Source organism: Thermodesulforhabdaceae bacterium, assembly GCA_037482015.1.
Classification (GTDB): domain Bacteria; phylum Desulfobacterota; class Syntrophobacteria; order Syntrophobacterales; family Thermodesulforhabdaceae; genus JAOACS01.
Genome location: JBBFKT010000023.1, coordinates 1 through 17,066, shown reverse-complemented (window position 1 = coordinate 17,066; position 17,066 = coordinate 1). Strand labels below are relative to the sequence as shown.

Sequence of the window (17,066 nt, the reverse complement as noted above, 5' to 3'; positions counted from 1 at the left end):
AAATCCGTAGTGTAGAATGAAAATGACTTATCAAGTAATTACGGTAGTTTACACAAATAAATGACAAACTTGGGCTAGCTTTTGTTCTTATAAATAACATGTGTCTCCTGGTTATACTCTTTCTTATACGGATTTTTTTAGAACCCCCTCATGATCTTGGGCGATGGTGCTAGAAAATTCCCCCTACTGGGGATGGGAGTCATAAGCTTTCTTTCATTATTTGGAAGACCTTTATGTGTTATTGGGTTATCTTAAAGATTCTTTCATTTTTCCACCTTCACCCACTCTTGCCCTAATTTACCTTACTAATCCTATAACCTTTGCTATAAACTCTAGGGCATTCTGGTTCAAAAATATTATCGTGAAGAACAATATAACGAACATTATGGTAAACTTACGGTCTAATCGGGCTATCTCTGTTTCTATCTTGCCAATGAGTTCTTCTCGGGTTTTTTCTATTTTGCCGGTGAGTTCTGCTTTGTCCTTTTCTGTCTTGCCGAGAATCTCTGCCTTGTCCTTTTCTGTCTTGCCGAGGAGTTCTATTTTGGTATTTTCTATCTTGCCAAGAAGTTCAATTTTGTCTTTTTCCATCTTAGCATGAAGTTCATTTATCTTGCCTATCAGTTCAATCCTTACATTCTCAAGTTCAAGCTTTGTGGGCACTTCCTTAAGTAGTTCTTCTTTAAGTTCTTCTTTTGTCTGATGCCACTTGTTTATTATTTCATTACCTATTACTGCCTCGAGTGACTTTATTACTGCTTTGGCATCTTCTTTGCCAAAAATTTTTTCAAACACTTCGTAAACTTCCAGTGGTAATGTGACCGGCATATAACCTCCTCAAACTGTATCAATCTGCCGTATGTTATATCCCTTAAATTTTCATAAGTTTATCTCCTGTGAAGAAGACAATCTCCTTGCATAAAACATAGCAAAGGTAGATCATCCAAACAACTGTCAAAATTAAAAGTCTTTACATTATAGATGAGGGAAGTTTTTCTAATACTGTCATGATTTTGAGAGGGAAGGATACCAAGAAGAATATCCCACCACAATATTATAGGGACACGTTAAAACGTGTCCCTATAATATAATTAGAAATTACGAACAATTCTAGAGATTAGAGTTTTAGTCTATGTCTGTTATAGACTTCCAAACAAGAGCAAGATTGATGCATCCTTTACAGAGCCAGTTCACTAGTCCAGTTTGATTTTACCACTTTTGTGAAGATCGAATCTGTCAAGATTAACTACTTTTGTCCAGGCTTTTACGAAATTCCTGATGAACACCTCTTCTCCGTCATCGCATCCAAAAGATTCAGCCAGTGCTCTCAACCTGGCATCGTGTCCGAAGATTAAATCAACTCGGGTGGCGGTCCATTTGAGTTCGCCAGTTTTGCGGTCTCTTCCTTCGTAAAGGTTGTCTTCCACCTTTTTCCAGACAGTGTTCATGTCTAATAGGTTAGTGAAGAAGTCGTTGGTAAGGACTTCGGGGCGTTTGGTAAACACTCCGTGGGAAGTCTTGTTGAAGTTGCAATTTAAAACTCTCATGCCCCCAACCAGAGCGGTCATTTCGGGGGGTGTGAGAGCTAAAAGATTTGCTCGATCAACCAGCAGTTCTTCGGGAGTTCTGATAAATCTTACGCTACTTTTTAGATAATTCCTGAAGCCGTCATAGGTTGGCTCAAGAAAGTTTGCTGTGAAAGTATCTACCATGTCTTCTGTTACGTCCACACGTCCAGGAAAGAAGGATACTTTGATTTCATAACCCGCTCTCTTTGCCGCGAACTCTATCGCTGCACATCCACCAAGGATTATAAGATCTGCGAGAGATATTTTCTTTCCGTCGGTTTGAGAATGGGTTTTGTCGAATGTTTCTTTGATATTTTCAAGAGTTTTCAAGACCTTTGTGAGTTGTTCAGGCATATTGATTTCCCAGTCTTTCTGGGGAGAAAACCTTATTCTAGCACCATTAGCTCCTCCACGTTTATCACTTATACGAAATGTAGCTGCTGATGACCACGCTGTGTAAACCAGTTCTGACACGGTAAGTCCCGAATTAAGAATTTGAGCTTTTAATTCTTCTATGTCTTTTTCGTCAACAAGAGGATAATCTAAGGGTGGGATAGGATCTTCCCATGGGAAGACTTCCTTGGGCACATCTGGTCCTAAATAGAGGGAGCGAGGTCCAAGATCTCTATGAACTAGCTTAAACCATGCTCGAGCAAAGGCCTTTTCGAATTCTTCAGGATGTTCGAGGAACCTTCTGGAAATTTTTTCATAAATTGGATCGAATCTCAATGCGAGATCAGTGGTAAGCATTCTGGGAAGGTGCTTTTTGCTGGGATCGTAAGGGTCTGGAATTATAGGCGGAGCGTTTTTGGCTACCCATTGATAGGCACCGCCAGGACTCTTTTCGAGTTCCCACTCATATGTAAACAGAATGTGTAGAAAACCTCTCGGATTCCATTTTACAGGCGTAGCGGTCCAGGTTACCTCAATTCCGCTTGTTATAGTATCGGGTCCCTTACCGGAGGCGTAACTGCTTTTCCATCCCAGTCCCTGTTCTTCAATTGGTGCGGCTGGAGGTTCCGGTCCTAAATGAGAAGATGGTCCTGCCCCATGAGTTTTTCCAAAGGCATGTCCTCCTGCAATTAAAGCCACAGTTTCTTCGTCATTCATGGCCATTCTGGCAAAGACCATACGAATTTCTTTGGCGGCTTCCACTGGATCTGGATTACCCCTTGGGCCTTCCGGATTAACATAAATTAAACCCATATGTTCTGCGGCTACTTCCTGTGCAAGTATTCCTTTTTCATCATGGCGATCTGATGCAAGCCATTCTTCTTCGGGACCCCAGTAAACGCTTTCATCAGGTTCCCACCAATCTACTCTCCCACCAGCAAAACCGAGAGTTTTAAAACCCATGGATTCCATCGCCATGTTACCGGCAAGAATAATCAAATCTCCCCAGGAAATCTTTTTTCCGTATTTTTTCTTAACGGGCCAGAGAAGGCGAAGGGCTTTGTCCAGATTGATATTGTCTGGCCAGCCGATAATAGGTGGGAAACGGAATAGTCCACCCTTTGACCCCCCACGACCATCTACCGCTCTGTATGTCCCGGCGCTGTGCCAGGCGAGTCTGATCATCAACCCCCCGTAATGACCAAAGTCTGCCGGCCACCAATCCTGAGATTGAGTCATTAATTCTCGAAGATCCTTTTTCACTTCTTCCAGGTTCAGGCTTTCAAATTCCTTGGCGTAATCGAAATCCCGCCCGTATGGGTTAAGTTCGGGGGGATTTTGGTAAAGCACTTTTAAGTAGAGTAAATTGGGCCACCAATCTCTAATAGTCATTTTCCCTATTGCTTTTTTCTTGGCATCTTCCATGGTGTTTCTCCTCTCCCCTGTCTGGTTTAGTATTGTTACTATATTTTCCTGGGCTTTTTTATTTTTCCATGGCTAATCCCTCCCTCCTAAAAATCTTTAGCATATTGTCAGCCATTGATTAGGTAGAGTCCCCTTCGAGGATTAAAGATTGTTCTTTAGACTCTTTACAGTCTTGACACAGCCCTTCGAGCACAACTCTTTTAGTGTGAACAACTATTATTTGACCTTCCAGACTGGGTGGGAGATCCAGATTGTCATAGGGCGGGAACGAAAAATCTATGATCTTCTTGCATTGAAGACACCTAAAGTGGTGATGTTGAGATGTATTTGGGTCGAATCTTCTTGGCTCGCCACTTCCTTCTACAGTTTTGCCAAGACCCATTTCGACAAAGGTTTGAAGAGTTCTATTTATGGTATCGAGAGAGATCGTAGGAAAATGATCTTTGATTCTCTCGAGAATTTGCACCGCAGAAGGATGATCCTCTGAAGAGATAAACGCTTTATAAATAGCTATTCGCTGGGGCGTCATTTTTAACCCCCACTTTTTGCAAGCTTCTTCTAATTCTGAAAATCTTTTCTCTTCAGTACTTGTACTATCCACTTCCATCTCCTATCTAGTTTGGATACCTATATAGTAATAAATCCTATCTGTCAAGAAAGATTGTGAGTGCTCGAGAAAGATTATATAGGCAACCTTGTACGGTTACCCATTGTAAGAGCACGGCATGCCATGCCCCCACCTTTCTACGTAAAAGTGAAAATTTTAAACACCTTTAAACCTCCTTTCTAGGTTGTTTGGCTTAAGAGAGCTTTATAATTGGTTCAGGAACTGTAACGATTAGAAGCTTTTTTAAGCTAATGTAGCGACTTCGTTTGGTAGTTTCCCCGACTCAAGATATTCGAAAGCTTTCTGGATTTCCCTTTTGTTTCCCATCAGTAGAAGCACGTCTCCAGCATGTAAAGTGAAGTCAGGGGATGGATTTTGATACACTTTCCCTTTTCTCTGGATGGCTATAATAGTTGCACCTGTCTCTGTTCTTAGTTGTAACTCCCTAATAGTAAAACCTATTACAGAAGAGTTTTCCCTTATAAGATAGGTGTCGGTTTCTAGGTGTTTAAGAACTTCACATACTTCTGAAATGCACTGTGTGGGCAATTCTAGTTCTCTTAGGGCTCTATAGTGATCCTTTCTTATCTCATCAATATATTCGTAGATAACATTTTTGGGCACACTGTAAAAGTGCAGGACTCTTGCAAATACTTCTATAGATGATTCAAATTCCTCGGAAATTACTTCATTTGCTCCAAGCTTAACCAGATCATTAACTTCAGAGACATATCTTGTTCTAACAATAATATGAATTCTGGGATTTTCATGTCTGGCTATTTGAACGATTTTCCTTGTAGCAGCGGGATCAGATATTACGACTACAAGCAATCTTCCCCTGGATATTCCCATTTTGTGGAGAGTTTCTATAGATGTGCCGTCGCCATAATATATAGGTTCTCCCTTTTTTTTCATCTTTTTGACCGTGTTTGGGTTCATTTCTAATACAACATATGGAATTTTTGATTCCATTAGCGTCTTTGCCAGGTTTCTACCACTAACACCAAATCCTACAATTATTACATGGTCTGATTTATCGGGAAATAGATCCTTTTCTGTGGTTTCTTCTTTTTTCACTATCTTAATAGGTTTGAAAAGAGAACTGATATGCTCAGAAATTAAGGGCGAAATTTTCACAATAAAAGGTGTTAAAAGCATTGTAATTACCGATGTCGATATAAATATTTGATAGTTTCGTTCATCTAAAAGTCCAGCCTTGCTTCCAACAAGAGCAAGAACGAAGGAAAACTCACCAATTTGAGAAAGGCAGAGTCCGCTGATGATCGCTATTCTAAATGGTTTTCCTGATATTAGAGTTGCAACAGAAGTTGTTAAAGACTTGATCATAACAACAGCGAGAACTACTGCAACAACGGAGAGCATGTTGTCTTTTAGAAATGAAATATTCATAAGCATCCCTACAGATATGAAAAAAATGCTAATGAAGCTTTCTTTGAATGGCATTATATCTACTGCTACCTGAGAAGAATATTCTGATTCGGATATCAAAACTCCTGCCAAAAATGCTCCCAATGCAAGGGAAAGACCCAATTTTGATGTAATAAATGCTGTGCCTATACATAAAAGTATGGCTGTTATGATGAACAATTCTCGGTTTCTGGTTTTTACTATTTCGTGAAGCATAAAAGGAACAGCCCATCTAGCTCCAACCAAAATTACTCCCAGCAAGGCAAATGATTTTAACATTGTCAAAATTATATTTTTCGAACTTCCACCGCTTCCGGCAAGAATAGGGATCAGGAGCATAAAGGGAACGACACAGAGATCCTGAAATATAAGTATTCCAAGTGAACTCCTACCGTGAGGAGTTCCTATTTCGGATCTATTCGCAAGGAGCTTAATAACTATAGCAGTGCTACTCAGAGCTACAAGAAATCCGTTAAATATAGATACTTCAAGTTTTTGGTCGAGGTAGAAAAAACTTATAAGGAAAGTGACTGTCGTCGTTAACACTACTTGAAGCGTTCCACCGCCCAGGATATCTCTTCGCATAAGAATAAGATTTTTTAGGGAAAATTCGAGTCCAATGGTGAACATCAAAAGTATTACACCAATTTCAGCGAGGAGCTCGACTTCGTGAACATCTTTAATAAATCCAAAACAATGGGGACCAAGGAGTGCCCCAGATATTAAAAATCCCACAATGGACGGTATTTTGAGCTTATCAAGGACAAATACAACAGCAGCGGAGATGCCAAATATTAATACAAGAGACCTTAGAAATTCCAATTCCATTTGTCCTTCTCCTTTTACAGTAATACCAGGTTGTATGATCTATATGATGGGTTTGCAATTAGGAAGATAAAAACACTTTAAAACCGAGCGAAAAAAACAAACCAACTGGCAAATTCACTTAACGCTGAGTTCATTTGTTAGAAACTTATGCTCTGCTGTATTGTTCTACTACAACAGCACCATGGATTTTTAACAGTGGATCTATGAAGTTTTTCGCATCTCTTAGGCTATAGAACATTACAACTATTTTTGCCCATTGAGTGCCATCCCGTCCCGGTGTTTCTTCAAGTTTTTTAATCGCAAACTGGCTTTCCTTGTGAGGCCAGGTTCGAAGAAGTTTTTCTAAGCTACAGCCAGGAAGAATAAAACTGAAAACTATCGGACAATCCCATGGCTCATCAAGAAGCCATTTAGTGCGAAACCGTCGATCCATTGGAATATGATGGCGATCGGTTAGATCACTGCATGATGCTTTATGTATAGTTACGCCCCGTTCACTTAACACAATTACACTGGGTTCTTCTCCCGGATAGGGATTACAACAATGAGCAAATTTGTGAACGGCCTTGTCTAATTGACCAACCGATACACTGTAAGGTGGCTCATCCAGAGATGCCGGCTCACTTTTACCTTTGTCCAGATTTGGATGATCGAGATATTCTCGAATAACTTTCGGCAAGATCAGATCCTGACCGATCTTTACATAAAGTTCATCCAGACTCTTCAGATTCATAAACTCAAGAATGTGTTTGATGGTCTCACCGTAATAGTCGTAAAGGAGTTCCAGGGAAATTCCGTGGGCTTTTAAGTCCTGTTCGAGTATCTCCTTACCGATTTTCTCTGCATAATCCCGACGCCGCTTCTGGATCAACTTGCTGATGTGTTTCTTTGCCAGAGGAGTTTTACAAAGGATTTCGTATTCTGGATGAACATCAAGAATATGTGAGGCTTTTATAATTTCTACCGTTGTTCCTTCTTCCAGGACATGGGTAGGGGAAACATTTTCCTTTCCAATAATTGCACCTTCGCATCGGTCGCCAAGATCAGAATGTATTTTGTAGGCAAAGTCTAAAACTATACTTCCCCTAGGAAGATAGTAAGGATCTCCTGTTGGCGTATAAACAATAATTTCCTCAGCATGCGTTTGAGAATGCAAAAATTCTCGCCTCTTGGTTGGGGCTTCGTCGTATTCTCCAATATCCCTAAGAAAGTTCATAATTTCAACTTCATAAGGAGCAATATCAATAGTATCGCTAAGACGCCAGTGATTGAGCACCCCATAGAAAGCCCATTCGTCCATAGATGAAGTTCGAATTTTAAGTAGGTAATTAGCATTTCGGTAGTGAAATCTTACATGCAGACTTTTGTAACCGTTGCTTTTGGGGTTTGCAATAAAATCGCGTATGGTTCTTGGGAGCGGAGGAAATATTGAATTTACTATCCCGAGAGCCTTGTAGCACAGAATGGGATCTTCCTCATGCACAACGATGGTGAAATCTACAAAATTTTCTGCATTCGCAATTTCTAATGTCTTTCTTGATGGGTTGTAGTAACTTCCTAATCCCTTACATCTATAACGAGTCGCCACTGACATGTGAGGATTGATGTGTTCTTCAAGCCGAGCCTTAATTTCTAATACATCTTTGTTTTGTTGCACAGACTGAATATGGGCAAGAATGCGTTTGCTTTTTTTAGGATAGAGCCATAGAAGAGCCTGATGATATAATTCTCTTTTGAGCCAGTTTATGTTCAGTTTTGCTGCAATCGGAACGTAGATATCGATAGTTTCTTTGGCAATCCGCATTCTTTTGTCGGCAGGTAAAGAATGAAGAGTCCGCATATTATGGAGTCTATCAGCTAACTTAATGATGATGACCCCAAGATTGTTGCTTGCTGAAAGGAATATCTTAGAATGAGTTTTTGCCTGCACTTGACGTTTTTCTTTCGATGGGTCCAGCATGATTTTGGTGCATCCATCTACTATAGCAGCTACACCATCAGTGAACTGCTCTCTTATTGAAATCACATCCATAGAGGGCACGTCCTCTATGGTGTCATGAAGTAGAGCGGCTACGATAAGTTCAGGATCCCGCAGCCCAAATTCAAAGGCAAGAATGCTGGCTACAGCCACAGGATGAACGATATAAGGCTCACCCGATCGCCTCCTTTGCCCTTGATGGAGATTCGTCGCAAGTTCAAAAGCTTTCTCAATAAGATATTTTCCACCATCCGGACACTGCTCACAAATCATCTGAATAGATTGGTGAGCCTTTTCCATGTAACTCTGGTAGGACTTTACTCCTTCATCCACAAATAAAAGCCTCTTTTCTCTAAAAGAAATTGCGGGAAAAACTCCCGTTTATACAAAATCATTTTAATCGACCCTTCCAAGATTAGCAAGACACAGAACTTTTTTGAAAAACTCAAACTATACAAAGAACACACGGATAAAAACTCAACCAATCTACCGTTAACCTTGCATGAGCCTAAGGGAAACCAAACTATAAAATCAAGGAAGGGGCAGAAAAGAATCAAATTTTTGGAGCGGGAGACGGGCTTCGAACCCGCGACCCTCAGCTTGGAAGGCTGATGCTCTGGCCAGCTGAGCTACTCCCGCCTAAAGGTAGGCTCTTTATAGCAAAAAAATTTCCCAAGCTCAACAAAAAATTGTCTGAATCCATATCGCCTTTTTGTTCAATATAGCAAAATTTACTTTGATCAAAATCATTTTTGGTGTATCAAATTAAATTAAAGGCGTCCTGAAAACAATAATCTTAGCAAAGGGAGGAAAAGGAATGGAGCCTTTCTTTAAGGAACAGCTTGCAATCGTAAATATGCTTAACGTTTTCAAAGCTCGGCAGATTATCCGACAATTGCTACCGAAAACTAGCCTCACTTTTTACAGACGTCTTTCGGAACATACAGGAGCTCAAGTTTATGTAAAGCATGAAAATCATCTTCCAACTCATTCTTTCAAAGTGCGAGGAGCGGTAAATTTCATTGAACAATGTCCCTATGAACAAATTAAAAACGGTTTAGTGGTGGCAACTCGAGGAAATCATGGACTTGCGGTAGCCTGGGCCGCTCAGAACAAGGGTATCCTTTGCAATGTCGTTGTTCCTGAAAGAAATGATCCTTTCGTAAATGAAATGATCCTTGCTTACAACGCTCAGCTCATAGAACACGGTAGCGACTTCTACGAAGCTCAGGACTATGCTGAGGAACTTTCAGAAAACGCCGGTTATTACTATGTTCGCCAGGGGAATGAACCTCTTCTGATAACCGGCATTGCAACAATGGGTCTAGAGATTTTGGAAGATTTACCCGATCTAGACGTGCTCATTATGCCTATAGGTGGTGGAACAGGGTGTGCCGCCGTTAGTATGGTAATTAAACAGGTGAATCCTTCTGTGGAAATTTATGGAGTGCAATCACAGCGAATGCCGGCTTTTTATGAATCATGGAGGCAGGGCAAAAAAGTTACCGTGCCTCCTGCAGAAACCATCGCTTCAGGACTTGCAGCCAGAAGTGTATTCGATTTGCCTTTTATTATCCTGAAAGATTTCATTACTGATGTGGTGTTGCTCTCCGAGGAAGATCTAATAGATGGAGTTCGACTCGCTGTTCGATATACTCAAAATCTTGCTGAGGTTGCGGGAGCTGCAGCACTCAAAGCCCTCTTTCTGCTTAGAGAACGCATTCAGGGTAAAAAGGTGGTGGTTGTAATGACAGGAGGAAACATCAGTATTCCGGCTCTTACTTCCATGCTATGCTGATGGCTAACCTACGCTGTGGCTACAGGAGCTGCGACCCGATTTGACTAAAATAACTTCGTCCACTCCATCGCATTCTCTAAGTCTGACATCTATATGTTCGTCTTCTGCAGTATCCACTTCTTTGCCCACATACTGAGCGCAGATGGGGAGCTCTCGATGTCCTCGATCGATCAGCACAGCAAGGTAAACTCTAGCTGGTCGCCCGTAATCGAGTAGGGCGTCGAGAGCTGCTCTAACGGTTCTTCCCGTATAAAGCACATCGTCAACCAACACCACATCCTTATGTTCAAGAGATCCAGGCATGGTTGTCGCTCTGACAAGAGGATAATAATTGAGCCTTGTCCAGTCGTCCCTATAGAGAGTAATATCCAACCGCCCCATGGACACATCTTGACCGATATTCTCGCTTATAATTTTTCTTAGCCTATCCGCCAGATAAACTCCTCGAGTTCTAATACCTACAAGGACACACTGATCAGCCTGCCTAATGTCAGCGGCAATAGACTGTGCCAACTGCTCGATGGTTTTTTGAACTTCCAGAGAATTCATGATCTGTTGATATATTTCCTCCATCGTCATTTCTCTTCTTGTTCCTCGCTTTAGAAATTTTATTGCGACCGCTTTCCACGGTGCTTGAACTGTAAATCCACTTCGAGGCGCAACCCTGTTACGCCTTTACAATTTCTTCTATCAGGCTTTTTTTTGAAATGTCAAACCACAATGGAGTGTGTTTTAAAAAATGTAGGGGGCGACCGGCCGGTCGCACCCAAAAAACGGACGGCGAGGACGCCGTCCCTCCCAACAGGGCGGTAAAATATTGGGAGGGTCGCCGTCCTCGGCGACCGATACATGGGAAATCGATCTCATCCTTGGCTACCAAAGTAGGGGTGAAAAATTTTTGATCCTTACCGACGTCTTTTTAGAACACGTTCAACCACAATTAAAGTATTCGAGATATGTAAACCAATGTGAGCAATAACTCGAGAAAAAACCAAACCCCATCTAATTTAGCCTTTGGGCAAAAAGAGCAAAAGCGTTCCCTGATATTTCATTTTCCCTGCCTTTTCACCTGCTTCATGGCCGCTTCCAAAAAAGATGTCCACTCTTCCAGGTCCCTTGATGGCACCTCCAGCGTCTTGATGAAAGACCCATCTGTTAAAAGGCTTATAACTAGATGCACCTTCAGGCACTACCGTGGAAATAAAACTCATAACAGCAGGTGGATAAAAACGACGATCGCTCGCAATAGAACGCTCTGGCGTAATGAAAACATTGAGACTTCCCTTAGGTCCTTCTTCCACCCATCTAAAGAACACGTAGTTTTCATTATACCAGAGAGTCGCCCAGAGTTTATCCTTATGAGCCCTCAAATAGGCTTTTATCGCCTGCATAGATACTTCGTCTTTTGACATCCATCCATTATCAATCATGTATTTTCCAATGCTACGATAGGGTCTTCCATTTCCGCTACCGTAACCCAGCCGCCTTTCTGTGCCATCTGAAAATCGAATGATACCGGATCCTTGTATCTGCAGGAAAAAGGCCTCCACAGGATTTTTAACCCAGACAAGAGGTCGAGTCTTCTTCAGAGATCCTTCGTCAATTTCGCGCCTGCTGTAGTAAGGAACGAGTTTATTCCCTTCAACACGTCCCACAATGGTAGAAACATCACCGCAGTTTATGTTGAAGGATTCGAGAGATACTTTCACCAGATCTTCCGGCACAGGATAGATAGGGTAGGAATATTCCTTTGATGGATAATAACTTCCTTCCAATATAGGCTCGTAATAACCTGTTGCTAAAACTTGCCCCGTGCCCTGGATCATTCCCGGCTGAGGTGTAGAATTATTCTCAAGTTCCACCTTGTAAGCATATACATCAAAAAGAGACATAACGTCTTGAGCAGAAATTTGCCTTTTTTCCATTACTGCAATCAGTTTTTTCAAAGCGTCGGCGTATTGTTTTGCGGAAAATTCCACATCGCCCGCCTTGAATGTTTTTGAGGGTGGAAGTTTTTCCAGATAGGAAAGACTTTCTCTTGTGGCTCTGATGAGATTTTGTTGATCACCGTCGTCTTGAAAGTCAATGTTTCTTACAAAGTTTTCCTGAAGCTTAACAAGGCTAACCTGCGGTGTGGGGGGTTTTTCTACTTTTGCTGGAGGCAATGTGGGAGGTGGAGCTTCGGGTGGTTTTGCACATCCACCCAAAGCTCCAATGAGGATCAAGAAAATAGCGATCCTCAAATATATCGATCTCATCGATTAAGTTCCCATTTCCCAGGAATGAAGGTAACGATCTTGTTCCTCTGTGAGTTGATCGATAGCTATGCCCATGCTTGAAAGTTTTAATCTAGCTACTTCTTCGTCGATTTGCCTGGGCACAGTATATACCTGCTTAGCAAGCTTTTTCCCTTCTTTTACCAGGTATTCGACGCACAGAGCCTGATTTGCAAAGCTCATGTCCATGACGCTTGATGGATGTCCTTCGGCTGCAGCGAGATTTACAAGCCGCCCTTCGGCAAGCACATATATACTACGGCCGTTTTTTAGTCGAAATTCTTCAACGAAATCTCGAACCAATCGCCTCGACACAGCCATTTGAGACAGAGATTCAAGGTCAAGTTCAACGTTGAAATGCCCGGAGTTGCTTACAATTGCACCATCCTTCATCACTTCAAAATGCTCTCTTCTGATGACATGGATGTTTCCTGTGAGAGTACAGAAAAAGTCGCCTATCTTTGCTGCCTCGGCAATTGGCATTACTTCATAGCCATCCATCACGGCTTCCAGAGCTCTCAATGGATCCACTTCCGTGACAATCACTCTTGCTCCCATTCCCCGAGCTCTCATAGCAACACCACGACCACACCATCCATAACCGCATACCACAAAGACGCTTCCAGCAATGAGCCTGTTTGTTGCCCGGATGATTCCATCTATCGTGCTCTGTCCCGTGCCATAGCGATTATCAAAGAGATGTTTTGTGTTGGCATCGTTAACCGCCACAATAGGATACCTGAGAACTCCCTTTTCAGCCATGCTTCTCAGGCGGATAACCCCTGTGGTGGTTTCTTCCGTTCCCCCAATCACTTCTCCGATTAGATCCTGACGTTCGGTATGAAGAGTCGATACGAGATCAGCCCCATCATCCATTGTGATTTGGGGTGAGCCTTCCAGAGCCTGAAGGATGTGGCGATAATAAGTTTCTCTGTCTTCTCCCTTTATAGCAAAAACCGGAATGCTGTCATGGACAACTAGGGATGCAGCTACATCGTCCTGAGTGCTCAAGGGGTTTGATGCACAGAGCCTTATCGTAGCTCCTCCGGCTTTAAGAGTTTGCATTAGAAAGGCAGTTTCGGTTGTAACATGAAGACATGCGGCTATACGAATTCCACTTAGCGGTTTCTCCTTCTCAAATCGCTCTTTGATGCTTCGGAGAACCGGCATTGACCGTGCTGCCCACTCTATTCGAAGTTGTCCCTTATCTGCAAGGCTTTGGTCTTTGACATCGCAAATCATTCGATAGCTCCTCGTATTTTTTACAGTCCCGCTTTATCTCTCAGAACATCTACCATATCGGTCTTTTCCCAGGTAAAGTCGGGGTTCATCCTCCCAAAATGACCGTAACAAGCAGTTTGTTTATAGATCGGTCTAAGAAGCTTAAGATGGCTTATGATGTCCGCAGGTTTAAAAGAGAATGTTTCTTTGACAATCTGGGTAAGTTTTTCAAGGGGGATGCGCTCTGTTCCGAAGGCATCAACCATAAGGCTTACCGGTTCTGCAACGCCTATACTGTAAGCGACCTGGATCTCTACTTTTCTAGCAAGCCCCGCTGCAACAATGTTTTTTGCAGCGTAGCGAGCCATGTAGGATGCCGATCTATCCACCTTTGTAGGATCCTTTCCTGAGAAGCAGCCTCCACCATGATGCCCCTTGCCTCCATAAGTGTCGCAAATGATCTTTCTGCCGGTAAGTCCGCAGTCAGCCATGGGACCGCCGATAACAAATCGACCGGTTGAATTAATAAAGAATTTGGTCTTATCACTGATAAGTTCCGGAGGAATTACTTTTTTGATGACTTCTTCGACAATGCCTTCCTGTATGGTTTTGTAAGTTACGGAGGGGCTGTGCTGAGCAGCGATAACGATAGCGGTTATTTTTTTCGGGCGTCCATGTTCGTATTCGACCGTGACCTGGCTTTTTCCATCGGGTCTGAGGAAGTCAAGAATAGCATTTTTGCGGGCTTCGGCTAGTCTTTTGGTTAAACGGTGGGCGTAGTAAATTGGCATCGGCATAAGAACTGGAGTTTCATCGCAGGCGTAGCCAAACATGATACCCTGATCACCGGCGCCCATTTCTTCGTAAAGCCCTTCTCCTGGATTGACGCCCATGGCTATGTCGGGAGACTGTTTATCAATGCTTGAAATTACGGCGCAGGTTTCCCAGTCAAAACCCATTGAGGAGTCATTATAGCCAATTTCTTTTATCGTCTGGCGCACAATATCTGGAATATCAACATAGGCTGAAGTGGTGATTTCTCCGGCGACAAAGGCGAGTCCGGTCGTAACAAGAGTTTCACAAGCCACCCGCGCATTTTTATCTTCCCTGATTATAGCATCGAGTATAGCATCAGAAATCTGATCGGCAACCTTATCGGGATGTCCTTCTGTTACTGATTCTGAAGTAAAAAGATAGTTTGCTATTGTCATCTTTACTAGCTCCTTTCCTGATTTTGGTATGATGGTTTTTGCTCGACAATTCTACCTTCTTTTAAAACTATCGACCGACAATTTGAGCCATTAAGAGGTGATGCGAGTCCTCCAGACACGATCAGCTTAAAAGCCTCTTCCACAGTAAGGGATGTTTCGATGAGTTCTGATTCTGGAACTAAAAGGTAAAAACCGGATGTGGGATTGGGCGTTGTGGGAAGAAATACGTTAATTACTCGCTCTGCCGTCTTGTCTTGAACCTCGCCCGTAGCAACTCCCGTAACAAAACACACTGCGTATATGCCTTTTCTTGGAAATTGAATTAAGGCTACACGCTGGAAATTATGCGATGATTCGGAAAATATCGCCCCAAGAAGCTGCTTTACAGCCGAATAAAGTGGTCTTACGAGAGGAATTCTATAGAGAAGATACTCACCAAAATCTACGACTTTACTTCCGATGTAGTTCCTTACTAGAAGACCCGTAAGAAATATCCCTCCAATAACAACAATTACCCCAAGCCCAGGCACAGGAAAGGGAAGATAGTTTTTAGGATTTAGATTGGGAGGAAAAATGTTAAAAATCTTATCGGCATTATGGAGTATGAGGTAAATCACGTAACCGGATATGGAGAGAGGAACAACCGTAAGAACTCCAGCTACAAAATAGTTACGCAGCGCCACATGAAGCTTTGAGAGAATTTTTTTCATGCCTTTGGTTTGTTTCCTTCTCCCACCAACACGACTTTGGGTTTGTAATTAGCCATCTCGGAATCGCTATATTGAGCATAAGTCACGATAATAATCAAGTCCCCTTTTGCACCCATCCTGGCAGCCGCACCGTTGAGACATATATCTCCTTTTCCCGGTTCTCCAGGTATGGCGTAAGTATCAAATCTTGCCCCATTTGAAACATTGTAAACCTTGATTTGTTCAAAGGGTAAAATATCCGCCGCCTTCATTAGCGTTTCATCAATAGTAAGGCTTCCTTCGTATTCCAAATTGGCGTCCGTTACTCGGGCTCTATGGATTTTTGATTTTAACATGGTCCGAACCATAAAGTATTTCCTCCTATTTTACGCAGTGTAAGCTTCAGCGGGATCAAGAATGCAATTATCAATTAGTCTTGTCTTTCCCACAAAAGCGGCTATTGCAAGAAGTGTTGGCCTGTTAATAACTGACACTTCCTCGAGTGTTTCCGGATCCCTAAGTTCTGCATAGTCTAGCTTTAGTGCGTTATCTTGACACAAATGGGAAACAACGGCTTTAAGGATCTCATTTCCCTCCAGCACAGATTGAACCACAAGGCGGCGAGCCTTTTTTATAGACTGGCTTATTCTCAAAGCCACCTTACGTTCTTCTGGCGACAGATAAACATTGCGGCTACTCATAGCCAGTCCGTCAGCTTCCCTTACTATGGGATGCCCAATGATGCGAATATCCATATTAAGATCTTTAACCATTCTGCGGATAACCACCAACTGCTGAAAGTCCTTTTGACCGAATACAGCAACATGAGGCTTTACTATGTTGAAAAGCTTTGTAACAACCGTGGCAACGCCTCTGAAATGACCGGGTCTGCTCTTTCCGCAGAGTGGTTTGGAAAGTTCAGTCACATCAACAACTGTTTGGAAACCATCGGGATACATTTCTTTTACTTCTGGAGAAAAAACCACGTCAACATTTACAGATTCGGCAAGTCGAAGATCTCTTTCCAGATCTCGAGGGTATCTTTCGTAGTCCTCTTGAGGTCCAAACTGGATTGGGTTCACAAAGATGCTTATTACGAGAACATCACCTTCCTTTCTGGCCGCTTTCATAAGCGCCAGATGACCTTCGTGAAGGTATCCCATCGTCGGAACGAAAGCGATTACTTTGCCGTCTCTTCTCCAGAGATCGGCAAGCTGTTGCATCTCCATGACCGATTTGACTACTTTCATCTTTTCCCTCCAACAAAAAAGCCTTCCGCGACCGAACGGCGGAAGGCTTCACTAATTATCCCACTTTTGCCGTCTCGGTCCCGCGCTTGGGATCCAAGCGGTTTGATATTTTCCGATATCCGTTAACAACTATTGAACGTTAAGTCAAGTGAAATGGTGAGGGTGTTCGAAAAGTTCCTTTATGGGATGGCAAAATAACATAACCCAAAGTAAACACAGGAATGGGACTCCATTTGGCAGGCCTGCTTATACAGCTAACAAACGACCTCAATATATGACCCACCACATAACTGTAGGGGCACGGCATGCCGTGCCCCTACAATCGGTGCGCCCGGCATAGACGTGCTCTTGGAGGTGAAAGTCCTCCCGTGAGTTGATCACAGCGAGCGAAGGG

At 42.6% G+C, this 17,066-nt stretch carries 13 protein-coding genes and 1 tRNA gene; 1 reads left to right on the top strand and 13 read right to left on the bottom strand.

The window, feature by feature from the left end:
• Positions 1-297: 297 nt before the first annotated feature.
• The 6 genes from WHS38_12230 to WHS38_12205 form a co-directional block, all read right to left on the bottom strand.
• Entirely contained in the window at positions 298-828 is a 531-nt protein-coding gene (locus WHS38_12230; GenBank protein ID MEJ5301745.1) for a hypothetical protein, read from the bottom strand.
• A 365-nt stretch (positions 829-1,193) separates the two neighbouring features.
• Complete coding sequence (gene katG / locus WHS38_12225) at positions 1,194-3,386, bottom strand: catalase/peroxidase HPI (GenBank protein MEJ5301744.1); 2,193 nt, start codon at positions 3,384-3,386, stop codon at positions 1,194-1,196.
• Between the two features lie 118 nt (positions 3,387-3,504).
• A complete protein-coding gene (locus WHS38_12220) occupies positions 3,505-3,987 on the bottom strand; it encodes a Fur family transcriptional regulator (GenBank protein ID MEJ5301743.1) in 483 nt (160 codons plus the stop codon).
• 249 nt (positions 3,988-4,236) lie between these two features.
• Entirely contained in the window at positions 4,237-6,249 is a 2,013-nt protein-coding gene (locus WHS38_12215; GenBank protein MEJ5301742.1) for a monovalent cation:proton antiporter-2 (CPA2) family protein, read from the bottom strand.
• Positions 6,250-6,394: 145 nt separating this feature from the next.
• Positions 6,395-8,560 carry an HD domain-containing protein gene (locus tag WHS38_12210; protein ID MEJ5301741.1) on the bottom strand — a complete coding sequence of 722 codons (2,166 nt, stop codon included), beginning with the start codon at positions 8,558-8,560 and terminating at the stop codon, positions 6,395-6,397.
• A 229-nt stretch (positions 8,561-8,789) separates the two neighbouring features.
• A tRNA-Gly gene (locus WHS38_12205) sits at positions 8,790-8,866 on the bottom strand.
• A gap of 178 nt (positions 8,867-9,044) precedes the next feature.
• On the opposite strand from WHS38_12205, the gene WHS38_12200 reads away from it, so the two are divergent.
• A complete protein-coding gene (locus tag WHS38_12200; GenBank protein ID MEJ5301740.1) occupies positions 9,045-10,025 on the top strand; it encodes a pyridoxal-phosphate dependent enzyme in 981 nt (326 codons plus the stop codon).
• A 3-nt stretch (positions 10,026-10,028) separates the two neighbouring features.
• Here WHS38_12200 and pyrR read toward each other — a convergent pair whose 3' ends face one another.
• From pyrR to panC, 7 genes are all read right to left on the bottom strand, one after another.
• The gene (gene pyrR, locus WHS38_12195) at positions 10,029-10,598 is read right to left on the bottom strand and encodes a bifunctional pyr operon transcriptional regulator/uracil phosphoribosyltransferase PyrR (protein ID MEJ5301739.1); all 570 of its coding nucleotides are present in this window, start codon (positions 10,596-10,598) and stop codon (positions 10,029-10,031) included.
• Positions 10,599-11,032: 434 nt separating this feature from the next.
• Complete coding sequence (locus WHS38_12190; protein MEJ5301738.1) at positions 11,033-12,283, bottom strand: MltA domain-containing protein; 1,251 nt, start codon at positions 12,281-12,283, stop codon at positions 11,033-11,035.
• Positions 12,284-12,286: 3 nt separating this feature from the next.
• Positions 12,287-13,543, bottom strand: a complete 1,257-nt coding sequence (gene ahcY, locus WHS38_12185; protein ID MEJ5301737.1) for an adenosylhomocysteinase — start codon at positions 13,541-13,543, stop codon at positions 12,287-12,289.
• A gap of 20 nt (positions 13,544-13,563) precedes the next feature.
• Entirely contained in the window at positions 13,564-14,733 is a 1,170-nt protein-coding gene (gene metK, locus WHS38_12180; GenBank protein MEJ5301736.1) for a methionine adenosyltransferase, read from the bottom strand.
• 5 nt (positions 14,734-14,738) lie between these two features.
• Positions 14,739-15,443, bottom strand: a complete 705-nt coding sequence (locus tag WHS38_12175; protein MEJ5301735.1) for a DUF502 domain-containing protein — start codon at positions 15,441-15,443, stop codon at positions 14,739-14,741.
• Positions 15,440-15,790 (bottom strand): aspartate 1-decarboxylase, encoded by a 351-nt coding sequence (gene panD / locus WHS38_12170; GenBank protein ID MEJ5301734.1) that lies wholly within the window; start codon positions 15,788-15,790, stop codon positions 15,440-15,442. Before panD ends, WHS38_12175 begins: the two co-directional genes overlap by 4 nt.
• Positions 15,791-15,808: 18 nt before the next feature.
• Positions 15,809-16,672: a pantoate--beta-alanine ligase gene (panC, locus tag WHS38_12165; GenBank protein MEJ5301733.1), complete on the bottom strand. Its 864-nt coding sequence runs from the start codon at positions 16,670-16,672 to the stop codon at positions 15,809-15,811.
• Between the last annotated feature and the right edge of the window lie 394 nt (positions 16,673-17,066).

Coding starts and splice junctions, on each gene's coding strand:
- panC (MEJ5301733.1), bottom strand. CDS start 16,672: ATGAAAGTAGTCAAATCGGTCATGGAGATGCAACAGCTTGCCGATCTC.
- ahcY (MEJ5301737.1), bottom strand. CDS start 13,543: ATGATTTGCGATGTCAAAGACCAAAGCCTTGCAGATAAGGGACAACTT.
- WHS38_12200 (MEJ5301740.1), top strand. CDS start 9,045: ATGGAGCCTTTCTTTAAGGAACAGCTTGCAATCGTAAATATGCTTAAC.
- WHS38_12190 (MEJ5301738.1), bottom strand. CDS start 12,283: ATGAGATCGATATATTTGAGGATCGCTATTTTCTTGATCCTCATTGGA.
- WHS38_12230 (MEJ5301745.1), bottom strand. CDS start 828: ATGCCGGTCACATTACCACTGGAAGTTTACGAAGTGTTTGAAAAAATT.
- WHS38_12215 (MEJ5301742.1), bottom strand. CDS start 6,249: ATGGAATTGGAATTTCTAAGGTCTCTTGTATTAATATTTGGCATCTCC.
- metK (MEJ5301736.1), bottom strand. CDS start 14,733: ATGACAATAGCAAACTATCTTTTTACTTCAGAATCAGTAACAGAAGGA.
- pyrR (MEJ5301739.1), bottom strand. CDS start 10,598: ATGGAGGAAATATATCAACAGATCATGAATTCTCTGGAAGTTCAAAAA.
- katG (MEJ5301744.1), bottom strand. CDS start 3,386: ATGGAAGATGCCAAGAAAAAAGCAATAGGGAAAATGACTATTAGAGAT.
- panD (MEJ5301734.1), bottom strand. CDS start 15,790: ATGGTTCGGACCATGTTAAAATCAAAAATCCATAGAGCCCGAGTAACG.
- WHS38_12175 (MEJ5301735.1), bottom strand. CDS start 15,443: ATGAAAAAAATTCTCTCAAAGCTTCATGTGGCGCTGCGTAACTATTTT.